This window comes from Candidatus Methylomirabilota bacterium (genome assembly GCA_035936835.1).
Classification (GTDB): domain Bacteria; phylum Methylomirabilota; class Methylomirabilia; order Rokubacteriales; family CSP1-6; genus AR37.
This window is the reverse complement of sequence record DASYVT010000135.1, coordinates 68,848-93,149: the sequence shown is the minus strand read 5'-3', so window position 1 is coordinate 93,149 and position 24,302 is coordinate 68,848. Positions and strand designations below refer to the sequence as shown.

28 protein-coding genes are annotated in these 24,302 nt (G+C 69.3%); all 28 read left to right on the top strand.

All coding sequences use genetic code 11. The annotated features are described in order from the left end of the window. On the top strand, nucleotides 1–589 hold a 589-nt coding region (locus VGV06_11935; GenBank protein ID HEV2055866.1), incomplete at its 5' end, for a glycosyltransferase. Then, nucleotides 586–1,731 carry a pyridoxal phosphate-dependent aminotransferase gene (locus VGV06_11930; protein HEV2055865.1) on the top strand — a complete coding sequence of 382 codons (1,146 nt, stop codon included), beginning with the start codon at nucleotides 586–588 and terminating at the stop codon, nucleotides 1,729–1,731. The genes VGV06_11935 and VGV06_11930, both read left to right, overlap by 4 nt. Further along, nucleotides 1,728–2,147 (top strand): HIT family protein, encoded by a 420-nt coding sequence (locus VGV06_11925; protein ID HEV2055864.1) that lies wholly within the window; start codon nucleotides 1,728–1,730, stop codon nucleotides 2,145–2,147. The genes VGV06_11930 and VGV06_11925 overlap by 4 nt, the downstream gene beginning before the upstream one ends. An 11-nt stretch (nucleotides 2,148–2,158) precedes the next feature. Continuing rightward, nucleotides 2,159–2,854, top strand: a complete 696-nt coding sequence (nth, locus tag VGV06_11920; protein HEV2055863.1) for an endonuclease III — start codon at nucleotides 2,159–2,161, stop codon at nucleotides 2,852–2,854. A gap of 74 nt (nucleotides 2,855–2,928) precedes the next feature. Next, nucleotides 2,929–3,375 carry a 50S ribosomal protein L13 gene (gene rplM, locus VGV06_11915; protein HEV2055862.1) on the top strand — a complete coding sequence of 149 codons (447 nt, stop codon included), beginning with the start codon at nucleotides 2,929–2,931 and terminating at the stop codon, nucleotides 3,373–3,375. Between the two features lie 23 nt (nucleotides 3,376–3,398). Further along, nucleotides 3,399–3,794, top strand: coding sequence for a 30S ribosomal protein S9 (gene rpsI / locus VGV06_11910; protein ID HEV2055861.1), 396 nt, complete (start codon nucleotides 3,399–3,401; stop codon nucleotides 3,792–3,794). A gap of 5 nt (nucleotides 3,795–3,799) precedes the next feature. Continuing rightward, a complete protein-coding gene (argC, locus tag VGV06_11905; protein HEV2055860.1) occupies nucleotides 3,800–4,849 on the top strand; it encodes an N-acetyl-gamma-glutamyl-phosphate reductase in 1,050 nt (349 codons plus the stop codon). 7 nt (nucleotides 4,850–4,856) lie between these two features. Then, nucleotides 4,857–6,071 carry a bifunctional glutamate N-acetyltransferase/amino-acid acetyltransferase ArgJ gene (gene argJ, locus VGV06_11900; GenBank protein HEV2055859.1) on the top strand — a complete coding sequence of 405 codons (1,215 nt, stop codon included), beginning with the start codon at nucleotides 4,857–4,859 and terminating at the stop codon, nucleotides 6,069–6,071. A 217-nt stretch (nucleotides 6,072–6,288) separates the two neighbouring features. Next, complete coding sequence (rpsB, locus tag VGV06_11895) at nucleotides 6,289–7,077, top strand: 30S ribosomal protein S2 (protein HEV2055858.1); 789 nt, start codon at nucleotides 6,289–6,291, stop codon at nucleotides 7,075–7,077. A 14-nt stretch (nucleotides 7,078–7,091) separates the two neighbouring features. Next, nucleotides 7,092–7,694, top strand: coding sequence for a translation elongation factor Ts (gene tsf / locus VGV06_11890; protein HEV2055857.1), 603 nt, complete (start codon nucleotides 7,092–7,094; stop codon nucleotides 7,692–7,694). A 5-nt stretch (nucleotides 7,695–7,699) separates the two neighbouring features. After that, a complete protein-coding gene (gene pyrH, locus VGV06_11885) occupies nucleotides 7,700–8,449 on the top strand; it encodes a UMP kinase (protein ID HEV2055856.1) in 750 nt (249 codons plus the stop codon). Between the two features lie 4 nt (nucleotides 8,450–8,453). Next, nucleotides 8,454–9,008 (top strand): ribosome recycling factor, encoded by a 555-nt coding sequence (gene frr / locus VGV06_11880; GenBank protein HEV2055855.1) that lies wholly within the window; start codon nucleotides 8,454–8,456, stop codon nucleotides 9,006–9,008. Between the two features lie 155 nt (nucleotides 9,009–9,163). Next, nucleotides 9,164–9,946, top strand: coding sequence for an isoprenyl transferase (locus VGV06_11875; GenBank protein HEV2055854.1), 783 nt, complete (start codon nucleotides 9,164–9,166; stop codon nucleotides 9,944–9,946). Continuing rightward, nucleotides 9,946–10,815 (top strand): phosphatidate cytidylyltransferase, encoded by an 870-nt coding sequence (locus VGV06_11870; GenBank protein ID HEV2055853.1) that lies wholly within the window; start codon nucleotides 9,946–9,948, stop codon nucleotides 10,813–10,815. The genes VGV06_11875 and VGV06_11870 overlap by 1 nt, the downstream gene beginning before the upstream one ends. Further along, complete coding sequence (locus VGV06_11865) at nucleotides 10,812–12,011, top strand: 1-deoxy-D-xylulose-5-phosphate reductoisomerase (GenBank protein HEV2055852.1); 1,200 nt, start codon at nucleotides 10,812–10,814, stop codon at nucleotides 12,009–12,011. The genes VGV06_11870 and VGV06_11865 overlap by 4 nt, the downstream gene beginning before the upstream one ends. Then, entirely contained in the window at nucleotides 12,008–13,369 is a 1,362-nt protein-coding gene (gene rseP, locus VGV06_11860; protein ID HEV2055851.1) for an RIP metalloprotease RseP, read from the top strand. Before VGV06_11865 ends, rseP begins: the two co-directional genes overlap by 4 nt. An 11-nt stretch (nucleotides 13,370–13,380) precedes the next feature. Then, nucleotides 13,381–13,713 (top strand): (2Fe-2S) ferredoxin domain-containing protein, encoded by a 333-nt coding sequence (locus VGV06_11855; GenBank protein HEV2055850.1) that lies wholly within the window; start codon nucleotides 13,381–13,383, stop codon nucleotides 13,711–13,713. A gap of 3 nt (nucleotides 13,714–13,716) precedes the next feature. After that, nucleotides 13,717–15,420, top strand: coding sequence for a proline--tRNA ligase (locus tag VGV06_11850; GenBank protein HEV2055849.1), 1,704 nt, complete (start codon nucleotides 13,717–13,719; stop codon nucleotides 15,418–15,420). A gap of 159 nt (nucleotides 15,421–15,579) precedes the next feature. Continuing rightward, the gene (locus VGV06_11845) at nucleotides 15,580–16,068 is read left to right on the top strand and encodes a ribosome maturation factor RimP (protein ID HEV2055848.1); all 489 of its coding nucleotides are present in this window, start codon (nucleotides 15,580–15,582) and stop codon (nucleotides 16,066–16,068) included. Between the two features lie 15 nt (nucleotides 16,069–16,083). After that, nucleotides 16,084–17,514, top strand: a complete 1,431-nt coding sequence (gene nusA, locus VGV06_11840; protein HEV2055847.1) for a transcription termination factor NusA — start codon at nucleotides 16,084–16,086, stop codon at nucleotides 17,512–17,514. Beyond that, on the top strand, nucleotides 17,511–17,792 hold the full coding sequence (locus VGV06_11835) for a YlxR family protein (GenBank protein ID HEV2055846.1): 282 nt from the start codon (nucleotides 17,511–17,513) through the stop codon (nucleotides 17,790–17,792). The genes nusA and VGV06_11835 overlap by 4 nt, the downstream gene beginning before the upstream one ends. Nucleotides 17,793–17,799: 7 nt before the next feature. Continuing rightward, a complete protein-coding gene (infB, locus tag VGV06_11830) occupies nucleotides 17,800–20,244 on the top strand; it encodes a translation initiation factor IF-2 (protein HEV2055845.1) in 2,445 nt (814 codons plus the stop codon). A gap of 1 nt (nucleotide 20,245) precedes the next feature. After that, a complete protein-coding gene (locus tag VGV06_11825) occupies nucleotides 20,246–20,536 on the top strand; it encodes a DUF503 domain-containing protein (protein HEV2055844.1) in 291 nt (96 codons plus the stop codon). Between the two features lie 118 nt (nucleotides 20,537–20,654). Next, nucleotides 20,655–21,023 carry a 30S ribosome-binding factor RbfA gene (gene rbfA, locus VGV06_11820; GenBank protein HEV2055843.1) on the top strand — a complete coding sequence of 123 codons (369 nt, stop codon included), beginning with the start codon at nucleotides 20,655–20,657 and terminating at the stop codon, nucleotides 21,021–21,023. Then, a complete protein-coding gene (locus VGV06_11815) occupies nucleotides 21,020–22,009 on the top strand; it encodes a bifunctional oligoribonuclease/PAP phosphatase NrnA (GenBank protein ID HEV2055842.1) in 990 nt (329 codons plus the stop codon). Before rbfA ends, VGV06_11815 begins: the two co-directional genes overlap by 4 nt. Then, nucleotides 22,006–22,932 (top strand): tRNA pseudouridine(55) synthase TruB, encoded by a 927-nt coding sequence (truB, locus tag VGV06_11810; GenBank protein ID HEV2055841.1) that lies wholly within the window; start codon nucleotides 22,006–22,008, stop codon nucleotides 22,930–22,932. The genes VGV06_11815 and truB overlap by 4 nt, the downstream gene beginning before the upstream one ends. Then, nucleotides 22,895–23,875 carry a bifunctional riboflavin kinase/FAD synthetase gene (locus tag VGV06_11805; protein ID HEV2055840.1) on the top strand — a complete coding sequence of 327 codons (981 nt, stop codon included), beginning with the start codon at nucleotides 22,895–22,897 and terminating at the stop codon, nucleotides 23,873–23,875. Before truB ends, VGV06_11805 begins: the two co-directional genes overlap by 38 nt. Nucleotides 23,876–24,026: 151 nt before the next feature. Next, the gene (gene rpsO / locus VGV06_11800; GenBank protein ID HEV2055839.1) at nucleotides 24,027–24,296 is read left to right on the top strand and encodes a 30S ribosomal protein S15; all 270 of its coding nucleotides are present in this window, start codon (nucleotides 24,027–24,029) and stop codon (nucleotides 24,294–24,296) included. Nucleotides 24,297–24,302: the final 6 nt, after the last annotated feature.

Genomic DNA, 24,302 nt, shown 5'->3' with positions numbered 1-24,302 from the left:
GACGGCCGCGCGAGTGCTCGGAGCGCAGGCGGCGCATTCCTCGGTGACGCTCCACCGCCTGGCCGCGAACCACGGCAAGGGCTTCGCCGTCCGGGCGGGCATGCGCGCGGCGCGCGGCGAGCTCCGACTCATGGCCGATGCTGACGGCGCCACGCCCATCGGCGAGGTCAAGCGCCTCGAGGCGGCGATCCACGCGGGCGCCGATGTCGCCATCGGCTCGCGCGCGCTGGCCGACCCGTCGGTGAGCCGGCGCGTGCGGCTGCACCGGAAGCTCTCGGGCGACGTCTTCAACTTCCTGGTGAGACGGCTGGGCGTCCCCGAGGTCAGCGACACGCAGTGCGGCTTCAAGCTCTTCCGTGGCGCCGCCGCCGAGGCGCTGTTCGGGGAGCTGCGGACGGAGGGCTTCGGCTTCGACGTGGAGCTGCTCCTCCTGGCGCGCCGGCGCGGCTATCGGGTGACGGAGGTCGCCATCAACTGGGCCGACCAGCCGGGCTCGAAGGTCGGCGTGCTCACAGACGGCCCGCGGATGCTCGTGCAGATCCTGGCGGCGCGCCGGCGGCTGGCGCGGGCCGGGGAGACGCGGCAGTGACGTCGAAGCGCTCGCAGGTCATCGAGCCCTTTCTCGCCGTCGAGGTCTTCCAGCGTGCGCAGGAGCTCGAGCGCGAGGGCAAGGACATCATCCATCTCGAGTTCGGCGAGCCGGACTTCGACACCCCGCCGGTGATTCGCGAAGCGGCCGAGAAGGCGCTCAAGGACGGCCGGACGCGCTACGCGCACAGCCTGGGACTCGTCCCGCTGCGGGAGGCCATCGCGGAGCACTACCGCGCGCGCTACGGCGTCACGGTCTCGCCGGAGCAGGTGCTCGTGACCGCTGGGACCTCGCCCGCCATGCTGCTGCTCTTCTCGAGCTTGCTCGACCCGGGCGACCAGGTGCTGCTCACCGACCCGCGATACGCCGTCTACCCGAACCTGGTCCGCTATCCCGGCGGCGAGTGCGTCGAGGCGCCGACCTGGGAGGAGGACGGCTTCCAGTGCCGGCCCGCCGAGTTCGCGGCCCGCCTGTCGCCCCGGACGCGGGCCGTCCTCATCAACTCGCCCGCCAACCCCACGGGCGCGGTGATGACCGCCGAGACCCTCAAGGCGGTGGCGGGGCTCGGTCCCTTGGTCGTTTCCGACGAGATCTACCATGGCCTGACCTACGAGGGAGCCGAGCACACCATCCTCGAGTACACGGACCACGCCTTCGTGCTCAACGGCTTTTCGAAGGCCTACGCCATGACGGGCTGGCGGCTCGGGTATGTCATCGCGCCGCGCGAGTTCATGCGCGCGCTCCAGACCGCGCACGGCAATTTCTTCATCTCCACCAACGAGTTCGTCCAGTGGGCGGCGCTGGCGGCGCTGACGGAGGCTGGCGAGGAGACCGCGCGCTTCCGCACGATCTTCGACCAGCGGCGGCAGGCGATGGTGGCGGGGCTCAGGCGCATCGGGCTCGGTGTCGCGGTGCCGCCGACGGGCGCCTTCTATGTCCTGGCCAATGCCAAGCGCTTCGGGGCGGATTCCAAGGCCCTCGCCTTCGACATCCTGGAGCACGCACACGTAGGGGTAACGCCCGGGGTGGACTTCGGCAGCCGCGCCGAGGGGTTCCTCCGCTTCTCCTATTCCAATTCGCTCGAGCGCATCGAGGAAGCCGTCGAGCGCATCGGGCGGTACCTGCGGGAGCGGCGGCCATGACGGCTGCCGAATGCGTCATGTGCGCGCGCGTCGCCGCCGAAGGCCCGCTCTTCATCGCCGACCTCGGAACGAGCCGCGCCTATCTCAACGAAGACCAGTTCTTCCCCGGCTGGGTCTTCGTCGTGCTCAAGCGCCACGCCGTCGAGCTCTACGACCTCGAGGCCCGCGAGCGGGCGGCAATGATCGAGGACGTGAACCGCCTGGCGCAGGCGCTGGCGCAAGTCTATCGGCCCGTGAAGATGAACTACGAGCTGCTCGGCAATCAGGTGCCGCACATCCACTGGCACCTGGTGCCGCGCCTTACGGACGACCCCGAGCCCCGCTGGCCGGTGTGGCGCGTGTCTCACGACCCCAAGCCACTTCCGGCTGACGAAGCCGCGCGGCGCGTCGCGCTGATCCGCGTGGCGCTCGCGTAGAGCGCGCCACCGTGGCCGAGCCGGCGCAGGCGAAGAGGGCAAGGGCCGCCAAGATCCTGGCGCGGCTCGGGAAAGCCTATCCCGACGCCCGGATCGAGCTGCGATTCAGGACTCCGCTCGAGCTCCTGGCGGCCACCATTCTCTCGGCGCAGTGCACCGACGAGCGGGTCAATGCCGTGACGGCCACGCTCTTCGACCGCTATCGCAATGCGGAGGACTTCGCCCGGGCCGACCCGCCCACGCTCGAGCGGGAGATCCACTCGACGGGCTTCTTCAAGGCCAAGGCGCGCTCGCTCGTCGGGATGGGCCGGGCCCTCTGCGAGCGCCACGGCGGCGACGTGCCGCGAACCGTCGACGAGCTGACGGCGCTGCCGGGGGTAGGCCGGAAGACGGCCAACGTCGTCCTCGGTAACGCCTTTGGCATTCCGGCCCTGGCCGTGGACACCCACGTCACCCGCGTATCGCAGCGGCTCGGGCTCACGCGGGCCGACGAGCCTGAGGAGATCCACGACGATCTTTGCGTGCTCATCCCGAAGCCGAAGTGGACCCGGGCGACCCATCTCCTGATCATCCACGGGCGGCGGACCTGTGGGGCGCGCAAGCCCGACTGCCCCCGCTGCCCGGTTCTGGCCCTGTGCCCCTGGTCCGGCAAGACGCGGGCAGAGCGCGGGCAAAGCGTGGTTGACTCGGCTGCCGATTTCCTATAGCATTACCCGTTGCCAATTTACGGAAGAGCGGTCCCCAAGTAGCTGACTTCTAAAGCGGGAGAAGGACTGAGATCATGGCGACGGTAATGCCGAAGGAAGACGAGATCGACCGGAAGTGGTTCGTGGTGGACGCCAGCGGCAAGGTACTGGGAAGGTTGGCCAGCCGGGTGGCGCACGTGCTGCGCGGCAAGCACAAGCCCACGTTCGCTCCAAACCTCGACGTGGGCGACCACGTGGTGGTGATCAACGCCGAGAAGATCCACCTGACGGGACGCAAGCTCACCGACAAGATGTACCGGTGGCACTCCGGCTATATCGGCGGTCTGCGCGAGGTGAGCGCGGAGCGCATGCTCAAGAGCCATCCCGAGCGCGTGGTCGAGTGGGCCATCCAGGGCATGCTCCCCAAGGGGCGCCTCGGCCGGGCCATGGCACGCAAGCTCAAGGTCTACAAGGGATCCGACCACCCGCACGCCGCGCAGAAGCCGGAAGCCCTGCCGACCGGCGGCCGGACCAAGAACTGACGCAGGATCCACGAGGAGAGCGAATGGCCGCAGCGACGCAGTTCTACGGTACGGGAAGGCGGAAGACGTCGGTGGCGCGCGTATGGCTCCGGCCGGGCGGCGGCCGGATCCTAGTGAACCGCCGCCCATTCGAAGATTACTTCCCTCGGGAGACGCTGCGCATGATCATCGCGCAGCCGCTCCAGCTGACGAACACCTTCGGGACCTTGGACGCGACCATCAACGTGGGCGGCGGGGGGCCGTCGGGCCAGGCAGGCGCGGTGCGCCACGGCATCGCCCGGGCGCTGCTCGTGTTCGACGTCAACCTGCGGCCGACGCTCAAACGGGCGGGCCTTCTCACGCGCGACCCGCGGATGAAGGAGCGCAAGAAGTACGGCCAGCCGGGCGCGCGGTCGAAGTTCCAGTACTCCAAGCGGTAGGCGCCGTGCTGCGCGTGGCGGTCGCGGGGGCGAGCGGCTACATGGGGGCGGAAGCCCTCCGCCTGCTCTGCGTCCACCCCAAGCTCCAGCTGGTCGCGGTGACATCCGAGCGACTGGCCGGTCAGCGGCTCGACACGGTCTTCCCGCACCTGCGCGGCCTCTCGACGCTGGTGTTCGGCGAGCTCGACCCCGCGCGCATCAGCGACGAGGCCGACCTCGTCTTCCTCGCGCTGCCGCACATGGAGTCCCAGCGCGCGGTGCCGGTCCTCCGGAAGCACGGCCGCAGGGTCATTGATCTCTCGGCCGACTACCGGCTGCGCGACGGAGCGCTCTACGCGACCTGGTACAAGGCGGGCCACATCGATGCCGAAGGGCTCGGGGATGCCGTGTACGGCATGCCGGAGCTGTACCGGAAGGCCATCTCGGGCGCCTCGCTCGTGGCCAACCCCGGGTGCTACGCCATGGGCGCGATCCTGGCGACGGCGCCGCTACTCAAGAGCGGGCTCGGGCGGGTCGAGGGCATCGTGATAGACGGCAAGTCGGGCGTGACGGGGGCAGGGGCGCAGGGGCGGATGATCGACCCCATGTACCTCTACGCCGAGGCCAACGAGAACATGCAGGCGTACGCCATCGGGACTCACCGCCACACGCCCGAGATGGAACAGGAGCTTTCGGCCCTGGCGGGCAAGCCCGTCGTGGTCGGCTTCACTCCGCATCTCGTGCCGCTCAACCGCGGGATCCTTACCACGGCCTCGGTGCCGCTCGCGAAGAGCGCGGGCACGGCCGACCTTCTCGCCCTCTACGGCGAGTTCTACGCGGGCGAGCCCTTCGTGCGGGTGCTGCCCGAGGGCGAGCGGCCGACGACCCGCTCCGTGACCGGTTCCAACTTCTGCGACATCGCCGTCGTCTCCGATCCGCGCACGAGGCGCGCCGTCTGCGTCTCGACCCTGGACAACCTGGGCAAGGGCGGCTCGGCCAACGGCGTCCAGAACCTCAACCTCATGATGGGGTGGGACGAGCGGACGGGTCTCGAAGCGCCACCGGTGTACCCGTAGGGCCCGCATGGCGGACATGCAGTGGCTCGACGGAGGCATCACGGCCGTCCCGGGCATCCTGGCCTCGGGCATGGCGGCCGGCATCAAGCCCGGCGGCAAGAAGGATCTCGCCCTGATCTATTCCTCGGCGCCCGCGCGCGCCGCCGCCGTCTTCACCAGCAACCAGGTCAAGGGCGCGCCGGTGGTCGTTTCGCAGGAGCACATCCGCGATGGCCGGGCCCAGGCCATCCTCGCCTCGAGCGGCTGCTCCAACGTCTGCACGGGTGAGCAGGGGATCAAGGACGCTCGCGAGATGACCAGGACGGTCGGCGAGCTCCTGCGTATCAAGCCCGGCCAGGTGCTGATCGCCGCCACGGGGGTGATCGGCCAGCCGCTGCCGATGGACAAGATCCGCGCGGCGCTGCCGAAGCTCGTCAAGGGCCTCTCGCCCCAGGGCGGCCGGAGCGCCGCCGAGGCGATCATGACGACCGACACGCGGCTCAAGGAAGCGGCCCTCCGCATCGAGATCGGCGGGCGCCCGATCACGATAGGGGGCATCGCCAAGGGCGTGGGCATGCTCGAGCCGCACCTCGCGACGATGTTCTGCTTCCTGGCGACGGACGCGATGGTCGCATCGGACGCGCTGCCGCGGGTGCTCAAGCGGGCGGTCGACGGGTCGCTCAACCGGATCACGGTGGACGGGGACCAGTCCACGAGCGACACGGTCGCGGTGCTGGCGAACGGGCTCGCGGAGAATGCGCCGCTCGAGCGCGGCAGCCGGGGCCTGCGGGTGTTCGCGCGCGGGCTCGAGGCCGTCGTGGCGAAGCTCGCGCGCATGCTTGTGGCCGATGGCGAGGGCGCGACCAAGGTGGTCGAGGTGAGCGTGAGCGGGGCGCGGACGCGGCGCGAGGCGCTGCTGGCCGCCCGATCTGTCGCAAACTCGCCGCTCGTCAAGACCGCGGTCAACGGCGCCGACCCCAACTGGGGCAGGATCATGATGGCGCTGGGCAAGTCGCCGGCTCGCGTGGCGCAGGACAAGGTTGCGATCAGCGTAGGCGACGAAGCGCTGGTGGAGAAGGGCATGCTCAAGGCGGGCGCGCGGCTCGACAAGATCCGCGCGCTCATGGCGGAGCCCGAGTATTCGATCAGCATAGACCTGGGTCTCGGCCGCGGTCAGGACCGGGTGTGGACATCGGATCTCAGCGAGGAGTACGTCCGGATCAACGGCAAGTACACGACGTAGTTCGAGCGGAGACGGGGCCCGCACTTCGAGCTGAGCGGCGCAGCCGCGAGGCGAGAGCTGAGTGGATCCCGTAGGTGAGGCGAGTGCTGAGATAGAGCAGTTAGGCAGTTAACTACGCACGATCGCGAGCTTCGGTCCCTGCGGCATGCGCCGCAGGGGAGTGCAAGGCACGGACCTTGCCGCTCCCGATCGGAGGCCAACCGAAGAGGAGAATGAGATGGCGGCACTGACCATGAAGGAGCTGCTGGAGGCCGGCGTGCACTTCGGTCACCAGACGAAGCGCTGGAACCCCAAGATGCAAAAGTACATCTTCGGGGAGCGCAACGGCATCTACATCATCGACCTCCAGAAGACCCTCAAGAAGTTCCGTGAGGCGTACGCCTACGTGCGCGACCTCGCGGCCGGCGGCGGCACGCTCCTGATGGTCGGCACCAAGAAGCAGGCGCAGGAGACGGTGCTCGAGGAGGCGACCCGCTGCGGCATGTTCTACGTCAATCACCGCTGGCTCGGCGGCACCCTGACCAACTTCGCCACGATCCGCAAGTCCATCGCGCGGCTCAAGAAGCTGGACGAGATGAAGGAGACGGGCGAGTACGATCGGCTGCCGAAGAAGGAAGTCATCGTGCTCGAGCGGGAGCGCGAGAAGCTCCAGCACACGCTGGTCGGCATCAGGAACCTGGATCGGCTACCGTCGGCCGTCTTCATCATCGATCCCAAGAAGGAGACGATCGCGGTGGAGGAGGCGCGGCGGCTCGCCATCCCCATCGTCGCCATCGTAGACACCAACTGCGACCCGAGCGGGATCGACTACCCGATCCCGGGCAATGACGACGCCATCAGATCGGTGCGGCTCATCACCTCCCGTATCGCCGACGCGGTGCTCGAGGGCGCCGGCACGCTTGCCAAGGAGACCGCGGCGGCCGACGAGATCCCGGCCTCTCCGGACATGCCCGTGGTGACCGAGGCCGAGATGGCCGCGTCGGCCGAAGCCCCGGCGCAGGCCTGAGGAGCGCGCGCCCAATGGCATCGTCAGCCGAGCTCGTAAGGGAGCTCCGGGACCGCACCGGGGCGGGAGTCATGGACTGCAAGGCGGCGCTCGAGGCCTCGAAGGGCGATCTCCAGGGCGCCGTCGAGCACCTGAGAAAGAAAGGCCTTGCCGACGCGGCCAAGAAGCAGCACCGCGAGGCCAAGGACGGCCTCGTGCACGCCTACATCCACCCGGGCAGCAAGATCGGCGTCCTGGTCGAGGTCAACTGTGAAACGGACTTCGTGGCCCGCACCGACGACTTCCAGCAGCTGGTCAAGGACCTGGCCATGCAGGTGGCCGCCGCCAGCCCGCTCTACGTCTCGCGGGAGCAGGTGCCGGGGCCCGTGGTGGAGAAGGAGCGCGAGATCTACGGGCAGCAGATGGCCGACCAGAAGAAGCCGCCCCAGGTGATCGACAAGATCATCGAGGGCAAGCTCGAAAAGTTCTTCGCGGAGATGTGCCTGCTCGAGCAGCCTTTCATCAAGGACGCGACCGGCAAGACCCGGATCAAGGAGATGGTCGACGGTGCGACGGCCAAGATGGGCGAGCGCGTGGTGGTCAAGCGCTTCGTGCGCTTCCAGGTCGGCGCGGACTAGGCCCCATGGCCGACGCCCAGGCCCCCGCTGTGTACCGCCGCGTCCTGCTCAAGATCTCGGGCGAGGCGCTGGCGGGCAAGCAGGGCTACGGTATCGACCCCGAGACCATCGCCGGCATCGCGGAGGAGATCCGCGAAGTGATCGACATGGGGGTGCAGCTGGCCGTGGTCATCGGCGGCGGCAACATCTTCCGCGGCATCGCGGCGAGCGCCGGCGGCATGGATCGCGCCACCGGCGACTACATGGGCATGCTCGCCACCGTCATCAACGCGCTGGCGCTCCAGGATGCTGTCGAGAAGGCGGGTGTGCCGACGCGCGTGCTCTCCGCCATCGAGATGCGCGCGGTGTCCGAGCCGTACATCCGTCGGCGCGCCATCCGCCACCTCGAGAAGGGACGCGTGGTGGTCTTCGCCGCGGGCACGGGCAACCCGTTCTTCACGACGGACACCGCGGGCGCCCTGCGCGCGGTCGAGATCGGAGCCGAGGCGCTTCTAAAAGCCTCCAAGGTAGACGGTATCTACACCTCCGACCCGGCCAAGGACCCGAAGGCCGTCAAGCTGGCGCGCGTCGGATACATCGAGGCGCTCAACCGGGGCCTCGCGGTGATGGACACCACGGCCATCTCGCTCTGCATGGACAACAAGCTGCCCATCGTGGTCTTCGACCTGACCCGGCGGGGCAACATCCGGCGCATCGTCGCCGGCGAGGCGGTGGGCTCCGTCGTCACCAACGACGCCACACCGCCCAAGGGGTAGCGCCATGCAAAACGTCATCCAGGATCTCGAAACGCGGATGCAGGCGGCCGTCGATCTTCTCGCGCGCGAGTTCTCCGGAGTGCGCACGGGCCGCGCCAACACGGCGCTGCTCGACAACCTTCGGGTCGAGGCCTACGGCAACCTGACGCCGCTCAACCAGCTGGCCTCGCTGTCGGTGCCGGATCCCAAAACGCTCGTCATCCAGCCGTGGGACGCCTCCCAGATAGGGAATATCGAGAAGGCCATCCATAAGTCGGACCTCGGCATCACGCCGTCGTCCGACGGCAAGGTCCTGCGCCTGACCATGCCGACGCTCACCGAGGAGCGCCGCAAGCAGCTGGCCAAGACGGTCGGCAAGTACGCGGAGGATGCCCGCGTGGCGATCCGCAACGTCCGCCGCGAGGCCAACGAGAAGCTCAAGGCCATGGCCAAGGACAAGCACGTCTCGCAGGACGAGGAGCGCCGCGGACACGATTCCATCCAGAAGGCGACGGACAAGTCCACCGCCAAGGTGGATGAGCTGGCGAAGAAGAAGGAGCAGGAAATCCTGGCGATGTAGGTCACCCAGCAACGGGGGCCCAGAGATGGCCCCCGTACTCCCCCCGTTGGCTGATTCCCCGACGGGCGATTTCCCGCTGGGATTTTCCCAGTTTTGCCTTGTATCGCGGCGATTTGCGTAGAATTTGCCCTTGCCGTCACGTAAAATGGCGCGATATGGCGCTCAAGGCTGGGACCGATGCCGCGGCGGCGGAGTTGACCTCACTCGGAGAGCGCGAGCTGCGTGACCGCATCCTCACGCGCCCGCTGCCTCGTCACGTCGCGATCATCATGGACGGCAACGGCCGCTGGGCGACCTCGCGCGGCCTGCCCCGGGTGGCCGGACACAGCGAGGGTGTCAAGGCGGTTCGCAACACCCTCCGGGCCGCGGGCGAGGTCGGCATCGAGTACCTGACGCTCTATGCCTTCTCCTCGGAGAACTGGAACCGGCCGAGCCACGAGGTCTCGACGCTGATGAGCCTGCTCGAGCGGTCGATCGACCGGGAGCTGCCGGAGCTCATGGCGCGCAATGTCCGCTTCCGCGTCATCGGCCGCCCGAATGGCGTGCCGCCCGAGGTCCAGCGGCGCATCGACCACGTGGTGGACGCGACGGCGGCCAACAGCGGGTTGACGCTTGTGATGGCGTTCAACTACGGCGCGCGCGACGAGATCGTGGACGCCTTTAGGCAGCTCGCCAAAGATGTCCGGGACGGGCGGGTCGAGCCCGAGGAGATCGACGAGGTGCGGATCGGCCGCGCGCTCTACACCGACGGCGTCCCCGATCCCGATCTCTTGATCCGCACGAGCGGCGAGATGCGCCTGTCCAACTTCCTGCTCTGGCAGGTCGCCTACACCGAGCTGTGGGTGACGCCCACGCGTTGGCCCGACTTCGGGCCGCGCGATCTCTATCTCGCGGTGGCGGACTTCCAGCAGCGGGATCGGCGCTTCGGGCGCGTGTGATGTCCAAAGCCCGGGGCATGCCGCTGCAGGCGCCTGTGGACGCCCCCACCCCGTCGCGCATGAGCGAGCTGGGCAAGCGCGTCCTCAGCACCCTCGTGCTCGTCCCGATCTTCGTCTGGATCCTGATCGGCGGGCCTGCATGGCTCTTCACGCTGATGATCGTCGGCGTCGGCATGCTCGGGAACTGGGAGTTCACGCGCATGTTCCACCGCGCGGGCGTGCCCGTCCTCCGCGAGGCCGGGCTTCTCTGGGGCGGGCTCGTCACGCTCGCCTTTGTGCGTCCCGACCGCGCGGGCGCGGCCTTCGCGATCGTGGTCCTGGGGCTCCTGGCCGCCAGCCTCGACAGGGACGCCGCCGGCCCCGCCCGCTGGCAGCGCGTGGCGGTCACGCTCCTCGGCGTCTGCTACGTCAACTGGCTCCTCGGCCACGCGATCTCGCTCCGCGCGCTGCCCGACGGCGTCCACTGGGTCCTGCTGCTGGTCTGGGTGACGTGCATAGGGGAGACGGCCGCCTATAGCGTTGGCTCGCTGCTCGGCCGCCACAAGCTGGCTCCCGGTATCAGTCCGGGCAAGACGGTCGAGGGCGCCACAGCACAGCTCGCGGCCTCGCTGCTCGCGGCGCTGACCGCCGGCGGGTGGCTCTTCCCGGGCCTGCGGCTGCGCGACGCCCTCGCCGTCGGCGTCCTGCTCGGCGTGCTCGGACAGGTGGGTGACCTGGTCGAGTCGGCGCTGAAGCGGAGCGTGGGCACCAAGGACACCGGGCATGTCATCCCCGGGCACGGCGGCATTCTCGACCGGATCGACGGTTTCCTCTTCAACGCGCCGGTGCTGTTCTACTATGTGACGTACGGAAGGGCATGGAGCGCATGAAACGGCTGACGGTGCTGGGGGCGACGGGCTCGGTGGGTCGGCGCGCGCTGGAGCTGATCGAGCACTTCCCCGGTCAGTTCCGGGTCGAGGGCCTCGCCGCGCGCGGCACAAACCCTGACCTCGTGGCGGAGCTGTGCCGGACTCACCGGCCGCGCGTCGTGGCGCTCGCCGACGAGCGCGCGGTGGACGTCCTGGCCCGGGCTCTCGGACATCCGCGCCCGGAGATCTTGGGCGGCGCGCGCGGGCTCGTTGCCCTGGCGCGCGACGTCCCAGCCGACGTCGTCCTCTCGGCGATCGTGGGCGGCGCCGGGCTCTTGCCCACCATGGCCGCCATCGAGACCGGCAAGGCCGTGGCCATCGCGAACAAGGAGCCGCTCGTCATGGCGGGCAGCCTGATGACGGCCGCCGCGAGACGGCACAAGGCGCCGCTCCTGCCGGTCGACTCCGAGCACAGCGCCATCTTCCAGTGCCTCGAGGGGCAGCAGCGGAGCCAGGTCCATCGCATCCTCCTCACGGCCTCGGGCGGACCATTCCGCCGGATGTCGAAGGCCGACATGGCCTCGGTCACCGTCGAGGACGCGCTCAATCATCCCACGTGGAAGATGGGGGCCAAGATCACGGTGGATTCGGCCACGCTCATGAACAAGGGGCTCGAGGTCATCGAAGCCCGCTGGCTCTTCGGCCTCCCTGCGGAGCAGGTGCAGGTGGTGGTGCACCCGCAGTCCATCATCCACTCCATGGTCGAATACGTGGACGGCTCGGTCATCGCCCAGCTGGGCGTGGCCGACATGGGCATCCCGATTCTGTACGCGCTCAACTATCCCGATCGTCTGCCGTGGCCGGGGGAGCGGCTCGACCTGACGAAGGTCGGCTCGCTTACGTTCGAGGAGCCGGACGACGAGCGCTTCCCGTGCCTGGCGCTCTGCCGCCAGGCCCTGGCCGCGGCCGGCTGCGCTCCGGCGGTCCTCAACGCGGCGAACGAGATCGCCGTCGGCGCCTTCCTCGCAGGAAGGATCCGCTACACGCAGATCGCCGAGCTTATCGCCTTGGCGCTCGAGCGGGTGCCCGCTCGCGCGCTCGACAGCGTCGAGACCTGCATGGACGTCGACGCCGAGACGCGCCGCTTCGTCGAGGGCCGGCTGCCCGGCGGGGCGCCCGCCGCCGCGGCAGGCGTGTCCGGGAGGGCGGGCCGGTGACGACCATCGTGGCCTTCGTCGCGGTGCTGGGCATCCTGATCCTCATCCACGAATGGGGCCATTTCATCGTGGCCCGCCTGTCGGGCGTGGGCGTGGAGCGCTTCTCCATCGGCTTCGGCCCCGTGCTGTGGCGGTTCAAGGGCAAGGAGACGGAGTACTGTCTCTCGGCCATCCCGATGGGCGGCTACGTCAAGATGATGGGTGACGACGAGAACCCCCTCGAAGGCGGCAAGACCGGGGCGATGGACCCCGCGCGCGCTTTCAACCTCAAGCCCGTGTGGGTGCGCTTTCTGATCGTGTTCGCGGGCCCCGGGATGAACTTCGTCCTCGCCGTGGTGCTGACGGCGCTCGCCTTCATGATCTGGGGCAAGCCCGTGGTGCCGGCCGTCGTCGGCCGCGTGGCCGAGGGCAGCGCGGCGGCGCAGGCCGGGATCATGGCGGGCGACAAGGTACTGACCGTGGACGGCCGCGCCGTCCAGTACTGGGACGAGGTGCAGTCGCTCGTCCAGGAGGGGCGTGGCCGCAAACTCGAGCTGAAGGTTACCGGTCCGGGCGGGGAGCGTACGCTCGCGGTGACGCCGCAGCGGGTGGCGGGGCGCGATCTCTTCGGCGACGAGCAGGACTACTGGGACCTCGGCGCCCGGCAGTCGGTGTCGGACCAGGCCAAGATAGGGGAGGTGGTATCGGGTGGGCCGGCCGCGAAGGCCGGGCTCAAGGCCGGCGACCTCGTCGTCTCGCTTGAGGGCAAGCCCGTCGGCTCGTGGGACGATTTCGCCGACGCGATCAGCAGGCGCGCGGGGCAGCCGACCGACCTCGGGATCAAGCGCGGGGAGCAGACGCTGACGCTGTCGGTGACGCCGGCGCCGACCGGTCCCGAGAGCAAGGGGCGGATCGGCGTCAGCCACTCGATGGCTCTGGGCGCCGGTGTCGTGTTCGTCCGCTCCAACCCGGCGACCGCGCTCTGGGAAGGGGCGCTGAAAACCTGGGATTGGACGTACCTGACGGTCAAGGGTATGTACAAGCTCGTCACCGTGCAGCTGGCGCCGTCGAATATCGGGGGCCCGATCCAGATCGCCGCGGCGGCAGGCGAACAGGCGCGGCAAGGGATCAACTACCTCACGCTGTTCACCGCGCTGATCAGCGTCAACCTCGCCGTCCTGAATCTCTTGCCCGTGCCCATGCTCGACGGCGGCCACCTGCTCTTCTTCGCCTGCGAGGCGGTCCTCGGGCGGCCGATCTCGCAACGCAAGCGCGAGATCGCGCAGCAGGTCGGCTTCGTGCTCCTGATGATGCTGATGGTCTATGCCGTGTACAACGATCTCTCGCGGCTCGACGTCTTCAACCGCTTCTTCCGCTGAGGCGAGCGCCCATGGGCCAATACCGCTGCCACGTGTTCGTATGCACTTCCGGCGAGACCTGCCCCCAGCAAGGTGACGTCGAGAAGTACGTCAAGACGCTCCGTACCGGCGCCGCCACGGCGGGCAAGCACGCCGAGGTGCGCGTGAACAAGTCCGGCTGCTTCTCGCAGTGCGGCCACGGCCCGATGATCGTCGTCTACCCGGACAACGTCTGGTACGCGGGCGTCAAGGAGTCCGACCTCCAGGAGATTCTGGACTCCCATATCCTGGGCGGGAAGCCTGTCCAGCGCCTGATCTACGACCCGGGCGTGCCCGGGTCCAACAAGGTCAAGGCGGCGCCGTAGTCCATGCGCTGGACCCGCTCGCTCATCCCGACGCTGCGGGAGGACCCTGCCGACGCCGAGGCGATCAGCCACAAGCTCATGGTCCGGGCGGGGCTCGTCCGCCAGCTGGCCGCGGGGATCTACGTGTACCTGCCGCTAGGACAGCGCGTCATCGACAAGGTCAACGCGATCATCCGCGAGGAGATGAACGCGATCGGAGGGCAGGAGATCACGATGCCGGTCCTCCACCCGGCCGAGATCTGGCGGCAGTCGGGGCGCTGGGACGTGATCGGCGGGGAGATGTTCCGGCTCAAGGACCGCAACCAGCGCGACATGTGCCTCGGCATGACCCACGAGGAGGTCGTGGCCTGGCTCGCCGCACGCGAGATCCGCTCCTACCGCGAGCTGCCGCAGATTTGGTACCAGATCCAGACCAAGGAGCGCGACGAGGCGCGGCCGCGCTCCGGCGTGCTCCGCACGCGGGAGTTCCTGATGAAGGACTCCTACACCCTCGACCCCGACACGGCGGCGCTCGACGTTTCCTACAGCGCCCACAGGCAGGCCTATTGCAAGATCTTCGACCGCAGCGGTCTGCGCTACGTCATTGTCAACTCGGATCCCGGCATGATGGGAGGCTCTGGGTCCGAGGAGTTCATGGCGCCGTCGGACGCCGGAGAAGACGACGTCGCCCTGTGCGCCGGTTGCGGCTATGGCGCCAATGTCGAGCTGGCCCGCGGTGTGCCCCTACCGGCCGGGCTTCCCGAGGCCGGGCGCCGCGAAGTCGCGACACCCGGGGCCCGGACCATCGCAGAGGTCTCGGCCATGCTTCAGATAGACCCCGCCTGCACCATCAAGTCGCTCGTCTTCATGGCCGGTGAGCAGGCGGTGCTGGTCCTCGTGCGCGGTGATCACAACCTGCACGAGCGGAAGTTGACCCGTGCGCTCCGAGCGGAGGCGCGCGCCGCCCACCCAGAGGAGATCCTCAAGCACCTCGGCGTCTCCGTGGGCTCTGTCGGGCCCGTGGGAGCGAAGGGTGTCGCCCGCATCGTGGCGGACGAGTCGCTCAAGAGCGGAGCCTACGTCGTGGGTGCCGGCCGCGATGGCTACCACCTGGTCGGGGTCACGCCGGGGAAGGACTTCGCCTGCGACTGGGCCGACCTCCAGGTCGCGCTGCCGGGCGAAGGCTGCCCCATGTGCGGCAAGCCGCTCGCGGTCGAGCGCGTCATCGAGGTTGGCAACATCTTCAAGCTCGGCACGAAGTTCTCTGAGCCCCTGGGCGCCATGTATCTCGACGAGCAGGGGCAGCAGCAGCCGATCGTGATGGGCTCCTATGGCATCGGCCCCGCGAGGATCGCGGCCGCCGCCGTTGAGCAGCACCACGATGCCGACGGGATCATCTGGCCCTGGGCCATCGCGCCCTTCCACGTGCACCTCGTACCTATCGCGATCAAGGATGCCGCCCAGATGGCGGCCGCCGAGGAGATCGAACGGGCGCTGGCGGGGGCCGGCTTCGACGTCCTGATGGACGACCGCGACGAGCGCGCGGGCGTCAAGTTCAAGGACGCCGACCTGCTTGGCGTGCCGATCCGGATCACGGTCGGCAACGCGCTCGCCAAGGAGGGTGTGGTCGAGATCCGCGAGCGGGCGACGCGGGCGGACCGGAAGGTGCCCTGTGACGGGGTCCTTGACGCCGTCCGCGACATCGCGAAAGGGCTCGCCATGGCTTGAGGCACCCCTCGCGCCCCCACTCCTTGGATCACCCCCACTCCTTGAGTTACTCTATGACGCTCGGTGAGCCTTGCGGGTGGTGGCTACATGTGCTAAAGTTTTGACAAAAGTGGGCGCCGCCCACTTTTTTGTTCTCTACGGGGCAGGGGGTGGACGGAGATGGACCCTCGGGCGGGTGACGGGGAGGCGTTCCTGGCCAAGGTCGAGGCCGTCGTCTCGCCGGTCCTGGAGGCCCACGCGCTCCGGCTGGTGGATCTCCAATGGCGCCGGGAGGGGCGGCGCTGGGTTCTGCGGTTCTTCGTGGACAAGCCGGGTGGGGCGGGGGTCGTCGACTGCCAGCGCCTGAGCCACGAGGCGGGTGACGTGCTCGACGTATCCGGGCTGATTCTGGAGAGCTACGACCTAGAGGTGTCCTCTCCGGGGCTCGACCGCGAGCTCAGGACCGACCGTGAGTTCACCTGGGCATTAGGCAAGGACGTGCGGTGCTGGGTGCGCGAGCCGGTGGACGGGCGGCTGGAATTCGCGGGGCGGCTGGAAGCGGCCGGGCCCGAGCGACTGGCCATCGCGGCGCCGGACGGGCAGACCGCCGAGGTTCCGCGGGCGCTGCTGACGAAGGCGCGTCTCGACCCGGCGTTCAGGCGGAAGTGAACGGGCAGCGACACGATGAACAAAGAACTGATCTACGTCATCGGGCAAATGGCCACGGAGAAGGGGATCGACAAAGAGATCCTCTTCGAGGCGCTGGAGTCCGCCCTCCTGTCGGCGTCCAAGAAGACCATGGGCGTGGCCGACAACACGCGGATGGAGCTCGACCGCCACACGGGGGTGCTCAAAGTCTTCGCGCGCAAGAAGGTGGTCGAGACCGTCGCGGACCCCAAGCTCGAGATCGCGCTCACCGAGGCGCAGAAGCTCAACGCCGAAGCGGAGCTCGAGGACGAGATCGAGATCGGGCTGCCGACCCAGGAGTTCGGCCGCATCGCCGCGCAGACGGCCAAGCAGGTCATCCTGCAGCGCGTGCGGGACGCCGAGCGCGACGCGGTCTACTCGGACTTCATCGACAAGCAGGGCAAGATCATCCGCGGCACGGTGCACCGGATCGAGAAGCGCAACGTGATCGTGGACCTCGGCAAGGCCGAGGCGGTGATCACCGAGCGCGAGCAAATCCCGGGGGAGCGCTACAACCCCAACGATCGCGTCCGCGCCTTCGTCCAGGAGGTCAAGAAGACCGCCAAGGGACCGCAAATTCTACTGTCGCGTGCCGACGCGGGATTCCTCGTCCGTCTCTTCGAGGCCGAGATCCCCGAGATCGCGGAGGGCATCGTGCAGGTCAAGGCCGCCGCGCGCGAGCCCGGGGAGCGCGCCAAGGTCGCCGTCATGTCCACCAAGCGCGACGTCGATCCCATCGGCGCCTGCGTGGGGCTCCGCGGCACCCGGATCCAGGTGATCAGCCGCGAGCTGCGGAGCGAGAAGATCGACATCGTCGAGTGGGCGCCGGACCCGGCGACCTTCATGGCGCGGGCGTTGTCCCCGGCCAAGGTCTCGTCGGTGACCCTCGGCCCGGCCGACGAGAGCGGGGGGCCGCGCTCGGCGCTGGTGATCGTGCCGGACAACCAGCTCTCGCTCGCCATCGGGAAACGGGGGCAGAATGCGCGCCTCGCGGCCAAGCTGACCGGGCTGCACGTGGACATCAAGAGCGAGGGCGAGGTCGAGGAGGAGCGCCGCCTTGTGGAGGAGGAGTTGGCCCACGGCCGGGAGGCGCTCGCGGAGTTCCCGGGCGTCGGTCCGCAGATGATCGAGCGGCTCGTGGAGCACGGCCTCTTTTCCCCGGCGCGCATCGTCCAGGCGGGGCTCGAGGCTCTCGAGGCCGTGCCCGGCCTCGGCGAGAAGAAGGCGGCGGGGATCCTCGCCGCAGCGCAGGAGTGGATCGAGCAGCACCCGCGCGTGGATCCTGCGCCTGAAGCAGTCGAGGAAGTCGCGGGCGATGCGCTCCCGGCGGCGGACGATGTCCCGCCGGCGGAGCAAGTCCTGCCAGCGGAGCAAGTCCGGGCAGTCGAGGCGCCTCCAGAGAGCGTGGCGAGGACCTCCGCTGAGTGACGGCGGCGCCCCAGCGGACCTGCATCGGGTGCCGGAAGGTCCGGCCCAAGGCCGCGCTCGTGCGGCTGGTGCGCGGCGCGGACGGGCGGGTACACGTGGATGACGGTGGTCGGGCCGAAGGGCGGGGTGCGTACGTGTGCCCCGATCCCGGGTGCCTGGGCAAGGCCCTCCACACGGGCCGGCTCGGGCATGCGTTCAAGCGGCCCTGCGAGCCGCCCGCATCGGGCGCGGCGGCGATTCTGAACGGCCGGGTCGTGAACGACAAGGCAAGGAGGTAAGCAGGCTGTGGCGGCACGAATCAAGGTCATCGACCTCGCGAAGGAGCTGGGTGTCACCAGCAAGGATTTGATCGTCGCCCTCGAGGCGATGGGCCAGAAGGCGATGCGGGCGATGAGCCCGCTGCAGGTGGCGACGGCGAACGAGCTGCGGGTCAAGCTGGGCCGCGGCCGGGACTTGCCCGAAGAAGCCAAGCCCAAGCGGGCGCCCAAGGCCAGGCCCGCCCCGGGCGAGGCCGAGGAGCCCGCGGTCGCGAAGAAGAAAGCCGCCGGGTCAGCGACGGCACCCAAGGGCACGCGCAAGAAGGTCGTGACGATCGAGGCCGAGACGCCTCTGGCGCCGGAGCCCGCGGAAGAGATCAAGCCCGCGGCGACGCTCTTCCGCCACAGCGCCGCTCCGATCGCGGAGCCGGTCCCCGCTCCCGCGCCTGCGGCTGATCCAACTCCCGTCGCTCCGCCTCCGGCGCCGATGGTCCTCAGGAAGGAGCCGACGCTTCTCCGTCCGACGGCGCCGGCCCCGCCGACCCAGCCGCGAATCGGGATGCCGCCTGCGGCAGTCGGTCCCGCAGCGCCGCCCGTGCCCGCGAGGCCCGCCGTGCCCGCGCGTCCTGCCGCCGCGGCGCCTGTGGCGCCGGCCGCACCTCCCAAGGTGGAGGTCAAGCGAGAGCCCAGGCCCGAGCCGACCCCGCCCGAGCCGCCCGTCGAGATCAAGCGCGAGTTGATCAAGCTGCCGGAATCCGTGACCGTCGGTGAGCTGGCGGCGGCCATGCGTCACAAGTCCGGCGAGGTGATCAAGGCGCTCCTCGACCTGGGCGTCATGGCCACCGTCAACGAGGTGTTGGACCCGACGGCGGCCAAGCTCGTTGCCGACAAGTTCTACTTCGACGTGGAGATTCGCTCGCTCGAGGGCGACATCTTGGAGGAGGAGGAGACAGATCCAGGTCAGCTCAAGCTGCGCCCGCCGGTGGTCACCGTCATGGGCCACGTCGACCACGGCAAGACGTCGCTCCTCGACGCGATCAGGACCACCAAGGTGGCGGAGAAGGAGGCTGGAGGCATCACCCAGCACATCGGCGCCTACCAGGTCGAGACCTCCCACGGCAAGGTTACGTTCCTCGACACCCCGGGTCACGAGGCTTTCACGGCCATGCGCGCCCGCGGCGCCCAGGCGACGGACATCGTCATCCTCGTCGTGGCGGCCGACGACGGCGTGATGCCGCAGACGGTCGAGGCCGTCAACCATGCCAAGGCCGCGAACGTGCCGATCCTCGTCGCGGTCAACAAGATCGACAAGCCGGGCAGCGACCCCGACCGCGTCAAGCGCGAGCTGTCGAACCTGGGCCTCGTGCCCGAGGACTGGGGTGGCCAGACCATCTTCATCCCGACCTCCGCCAAGCGCGGCGACGGCATCCCGCAGCTGCTCGAGATGACGGCGCTCCAGGCGGAGGTGCTGGAGCTGCGCGCCAACCCGAACCGGGCCGCTCGCGGCATCATCGTCGAAGGCCGGCTGGATCGAGGCCGCGGCCCGGTGGCGACGGTGCTGATCCAGTCGGGCACGCTCAAGGAAGGCGACGCGGTCGTCATTGGCCAGCACTCGGGCCGGGTCCGCGCCATGTTCAGCGACCGCGGCAAGAAAGTCACCAAGGCCGAGCCCTCGGACCCGGTCGAGATCCTCGGCCTCTCGGGCGTGCCCCAGGCGGGCGACACCCTGCTGGTCGTCGCGGACGAGCGCAAGGCGCGGCAGATCGCGACCGTGCGCGCCGACCGTGACCGTCTCAAGGGCAAGGGCACCGCGCGGATCACGCTGGAGGACCTGCACAAGCAGATCGAGGCGGGCGAGGTCAAGGAGCTGCGGCTTGTGCTCAAGGCCGACGTGCAGGGCTCGGTCGAGGCGCTGACGGAGTCTCTCGAGCGATTGTCGACCGACGAGGTGCGTCTCAAGGTCATCCACGGTTCCGTGGGCGCGGTCAACGAGTCCGACGTCATGCTCGCTTCGGCCTCGAACGCCATCGTGCTCGGCTTCAACGTCAAGGCCGAGCCCAAGGCCGCAAGCCAGGCCCAGTCCGACGGCGTGGACCTCAGGAACTACAGCGTCATCTACGACGTCATCAACGACGTCAAGGCGGCGCTCAGCGGCATGCTCGCGCCGGAGATCCGCGAGACGGTCCACGGCCGCGCCCAGGTCAAGCAACTCTTCCCCATCTCCAAGGTGGGGACGATCTTCGGTTGCGTTGTGATCGAGGGCAAGATCATCCGGACGGCGCGGATCCGCATCAAGCGGGGCGACACCCTGCTCGGCGAGAACACCATCGCCTCCCTCAAGCGCTTCAAGGACGATGTCCGCGAGGTCCTGCAGGGGCTCGAGTGCGGCATCGGGGTCGAGGGGGTCAAGGGCGTCCAGCCCGGCGACATCATCGAGGCCTATACGACCGAGGAAGTCGCTCGGAGCCTCTAGCGTGTCGGCGGCGCGGGTGGCGGTCGGCACCGTCGAGCTGCACCTGCCGGACGTGGGCTCGCTCAAGGGCAAGCGCCACGTCTTGAAGGGCCTCAAGGACAAGCTCCGCCAGCGCTTCGAGATCTCCGTTGCGGAAGTGGACCACCACGACGCCTGGCAGCGGGCCACGCTCGCCGTCGCCTGCGTCTCGGGCGATTCGCGCCACGCCAACGAGGTCATCTCCAAGGCGCTCGATTACATCGAGGACAACGTGGACGGATACGTCACCGATATTCAGGTGGAGATTTTATGAACATTTCACCGCTCGCGATCAACTCAGCCCTCGGTTCGCGCCTTCAGCGCTCACCTCGTACTGCCACGCGCTCGTGCCTGCGGCAGCTCGGCCGCGTCTCGGCTCGCACTGCATAGCCATGCAAGGCAAGAGGCTCGAGCGCGTCAACCAACTCATCAAGGAGGAGATCTCCGCGGTCCTCCAGCGTCAGATCAAGGACCCGCGGCTGGGCTTCGTGACCGTGACGGAGGTGGACACGACGGCCGACTTGAAGCTCGCCCGTGTCTACGTCTCCGTCCTCGGGCCGGAGGAACAGTGGGCCAAGTCGTTCAAGGCGCTCGAGAGCGCCCGCGGTTTCGTCTGGAACTGGTTGCGGAAGCATCTCGACCTCCGCGTGACGCCCCAGCTGGCCTTCCGCCCTGACCGCTCCATGGAGCATGCGGCGCATATCCAATCGCTGCTGGCCGGGCTCCGGCTCGATGACGGACCCGCGGGAGACGACGAGTGAGCCAGGGGTTCTCGGTCACCCCTCCGCCGCAACTGCTCGAGAGCCTCTCGGACCCGTCCGGCAGTGTGCTCTGTCTCGGCCACGTCCACCCCGACGGTGACGTCCTGGGCACGCTCTTCGGCCTCGGGCTCGTGCTCGGCGCCGCCGGCGCGTCGGTGACCTTTGCCGGGCCGCACCCCGTTCCGGAGACTCTCTCCTTCCTTCCCGGCGTCGACCGCTGGCAGGTGTGGAAGGCGGCCCCGGTGACGTTCGATATCATCGTCATGACCGACTGTCCCAATCCCGCCCGCTCGGAGGGGCTGCTCGAGGGCGCGCGCGGGCCCCAGACGCGGGTGCTCAACATCGACCATCACCCCGACAACCGGCGCTACGGCACGGTCGACTGGATCGATCCGTCGGCGGCCGCGACCGGGGAAATGGTCTTCGACCTCGTGCGCGCGCTCGGGCTCCGGGTGACGCCCGCGGTGGCGCTCAACCTCTTCACGGCCATCCACACCGACACGGGCTCCTTCCGCTACTCCAACACGACACCCCGCACGTTCAGGATCGCGGCGGAGCTGGCGGCGGCCGGCGCCGACCCGGCCCTCGTCTCCGACCGCCTCTACCAGCAGCGTGCCGGGGACTCGCTGGTCCAGCTCGGCGAGGTCCTGCGGCGGGTCGAGATCAGCGACGACGGGCAGGTCGCGTGGCTCTGCGTGCCGCGCGGCCTCGTCTCGCGCGAGTTCCTCGAGGCCGAGGACCTCGTCGGCTATCCGCGCTCGGTGCGCGGGGTCAAGGTCGCGGTGCTGTTCAGCGAAGAGGCGCCGGGGAAGATCAAGGCGAGCCTGCGCGGCAAGGGCGACGTGCCGGTCAACGCCATCGCCCACCGCTTCGGCGGCGGCGGCCACGAGAACGCCGCAGGCTGCACGCTCTCGGGCACGCTGGCCGAGGCCTCGGCGGCTCTGCTCAAAGTCGTGCGCGAGTCGCTGGGCGCCGCGCGACCGTGACTCGAGAAGTGATCCAGGCCGGGCGCTCCGGCGTGCTGCCGGTGGACAAGGGCGCCGGCCTCACGTCCTTCCAGGTCGTGGCGCACCTGCGCCGGGTGCTGCGCGCGCCCAAGATCGGTCACGGCGGCACGCTCGACCCGGCGGCTACTGGCCTTTTGCCTATCCTGGTCGGCGAGGCGACGAAGCTCACCCCCTACCTCGTGGACCTCGACAAGGAGTACCTCGCGACGGTGCGGCTCGGCGTCACGACCGACACCCAGGACCTCTCGGGGGCGGTGCTCGAGACGCGGCCGGTGCCAGGCCTCGGCGTCGCGGACGTCGAGCGGGAGCTCCTCGCCTTCGTCGGGAGCGTCTGCCAGGTGCCGCCCATGTACTCGGCGCTCCACCACGAGGGGCGCCGGCTCTACGAGCTGGCGCGCGAGGGCGTCGAGGTCGAGCGACGGCCGCGCGAGGTGACGGTGCACTCGATCGCGCTCGAATCCCTCGCGCTGCCGGACTTCACCATTCGCGTCCGCTGCGGCAAGGGCTTCTACGTCCGGACGCTCGCCGCCGATCTCGGCGCGGCGCTCGGGCCCGGCGGCGCGCTGGCGACGCTCGTGCGTACGCGCGTGGGCCCGTACCGCCTGGAAGACGCGGTGACGTGGGAGACCGTGCGCGAGGCCCGCGACGGCGGCGCGCTCTGGCCGCGGCTGCTCCCGCCCGACTCGGCGCTCGCGGTCATGCAGGAGGCGCGGTTGTCGTCGGATGGCGCACGCGCCTTCGTCAACGGGCAGTCGGTGACGGACCCCGGCGCGCCCGGTCCCGTTCGCGTGTACGGCCCGGATGGCGTCTTCCTCGGGATCGGCGCGCGGCGCGGCGCACACGTCAAGCCTGAACGGCTCCTCCATGCGGATCCTCCGCGGCCTCGCGTCCTACCCGCCTGACCTTCGGCCCTGCGTGGCGGCGCTGGGCGCCTTCGACGGCATCCATCTCGCCCACGCGAAGCTCATCACGACAGCCGTCGAGCGGGGCCGCGCCCTCGGCCTGCCCTCGGTTGTCTGCACCTTCGACCCGCATCCGGCGAGCGTGCTGTGGCCGGAGCGGGCGCCGCTGCCTATCGCCACCCTCGAGGACAACCTTGGGCGGATCGATGGCCTGGGCGCCGATGCGGCGCTGGTCATCCCCTTCACGCTCGAGTTCTCGCGCATGGAGGCCGAGGCCTTCGTGCGGGACGTGCTCGCGGGCACGCTCGGCGCCAAGGAGATCGTCGTGGGCTTCAATCACACCTTCGGTCACGACGCTCGCGGCACGGCGGCGCTCCTGACCGAGCTCGGGCCCCAACACGGTTTCGCCGCGCGCGTGCTGCCGCCGCTCAGGTTGCGCGGGCAGACCGTGTCCTCGGGCGCGATTCGCGCACTGCTACACGAAGGCGACGCCGCCCATGCGGCCGAGCTGCTCGGCCATCCCTACGCCATCACGGGCGCTGTGCTGCGGGGGGCGGGGCGGGGGAGGACGCTCGGCTTCCCCACGGCCAACCTCCGCCCCGACAGGCCGCTGGCGCTGGCGGCGGGCGTCTACGTCGCGCGGGCGACTTGGGTCGGCAGTGGGGCCGGCAGTGGGGCCGGCAGTGGGGCCGGCAGTGGGGATGGCGGGGCGGCCGACGCCGTGGTCAATGTCGGCTACCGGCCGACCTTCGGCGAGAACCAGTACTGGGTCGAGGCCTACCTCCTCGACTTCTCGGGCGACCTCTACGACCGGACGCTCAGACTCGAGTTCCTGGACCGCATCCGGCCCGAGATGAAGTTCTCCGGGGTGGACGCGCTCAAGCGTCAGGTGACGGCCGACATCGAGGCCGCGCGGGCGCGCCAGGGTGGTCGCACGGCATAGTCCTGAGCGGCTTTACACCTCGCAGCGCCCGTGGTAAACTCCTTTTGTCCTTGAAGGTTTAGGCTATCCACACGAACCCGTCCCATCGGAGCCGCGGCCAGGGCCCTGGGGGCGTGGCGATTGGGGGGGGAACCCCCGGGAGGATCCGCGCATGAAGCTGTCCGTAGAGAAGAAGAAGGGCCTCATCGAGCAGTTCAAGACCCACGAAGGGGACACCGGGTCACCCGAGGTGCAGATCGCGCTCCTGTCCGAGCGGATCAACGGGCTGACGGACCACTTCAAGACCCACCAGAAAGATCACCACTCGCGTCGCGGCCTGCTCATGCTCATCGGCAAACGCCGCGGGCTGCTCGAGTACCTGCGCAAGAAGGACACGGAGCGCTACCGAGTCGTGACGGATAAGCTCGGAATCCGCAAGTGACCGCGG

Bases quoted from the DNA above. Each gene is read 5' to 3' on its own strand.
- VGV06_11845 (HEV2055848.1), top strand. From the start codon at position 15,580: ATGGACCCTCGGGCGGGTGACGGGGAGGCGTTCCTGGCCAAGGTCGAG.
- VGV06_11870 (HEV2055853.1), top strand. From the start codon at position 9,946: ATGTCCAAAGCCCGGGGCATGCCGCTGCAGGCGCCTGTGGACGCCCCC.
- VGV06_11805 (HEV2055840.1), top strand. From the start codon at position 22,895: ATGCGGATCCTCCGCGGCCTCGCGTCCTACCCGCCTGACCTTCGGCCC.
- frr (HEV2055855.1), top strand. From the start codon at position 8,454: ATGCAAAACGTCATCCAGGATCTCGAAACGCGGATGCAGGCGGCCGTC.
- pyrH (HEV2055856.1), top strand. From the start codon at position 7,700: ATGGCCGACGCCCAGGCCCCCGCTGTGTACCGCCGCGTCCTGCTCAAG.
- VGV06_11865 (HEV2055852.1), top strand. From the start codon at position 10,812: ATGAAACGGCTGACGGTGCTGGGGGCGACGGGCTCGGTGGGTCGGCGC.
- rpsO (HEV2055839.1), top strand. From the start codon at position 24,027: ATGAAGCTGTCCGTAGAGAAGAAGAAGGGCCTCATCGAGCAGTTCAAG.
- VGV06_11925 (HEV2055864.1), top strand. From the start codon at position 1,728: ATGACGGCTGCCGAATGCGTCATGTGCGCGCGCGTCGCCGCCGAAGGC.
- rbfA (HEV2055843.1), top strand. From the start codon at position 20,655: ATGCAAGGCAAGAGGCTCGAGCGCGTCAACCAACTCATCAAGGAGGAG.
- VGV06_11855 (HEV2055850.1), top strand. From the start codon at position 13,381: ATGGGCCAATACCGCTGCCACGTGTTCGTATGCACTTCCGGCGAGACC.
- VGV06_11875 (HEV2055854.1), top strand. From the start codon at position 9,164: ATGGCGCTCAAGGCTGGGACCGATGCCGCGGCGGCGGAGTTGACCTCA.
- rpsI (HEV2055861.1), top strand. From the start codon at position 3,399: ATGGCCGCAGCGACGCAGTTCTACGGTACGGGAAGGCGGAAGACGTCG.
- nusA (HEV2055847.1), top strand. From the start codon at position 16,084: ATGAACAAAGAACTGATCTACGTCATCGGGCAAATGGCCACGGAGAAG.
- argJ (HEV2055859.1), top strand. From the start codon at position 4,857: ATGGCGGACATGCAGTGGCTCGACGGAGGCATCACGGCCGTCCCGGGC.
- rpsB (HEV2055858.1), top strand. From the start codon at position 6,289: ATGGCGGCACTGACCATGAAGGAGCTGCTGGAGGCCGGCGTGCACTTC.
- tsf (HEV2055857.1), top strand. From the start codon at position 7,092: ATGGCATCGTCAGCCGAGCTCGTAAGGGAGCTCCGGGACCGCACCGGG.
- VGV06_11850 (HEV2055849.1), top strand. From the start codon at position 13,717: ATGCGCTGGACCCGCTCGCTCATCCCGACGCTGCGGGAGGACCCTGCC.
- rplM (HEV2055862.1), top strand. From the start codon at position 2,929: ATGGCGACGGTAATGCCGAAGGAAGACGAGATCGACCGGAAGTGGTTC.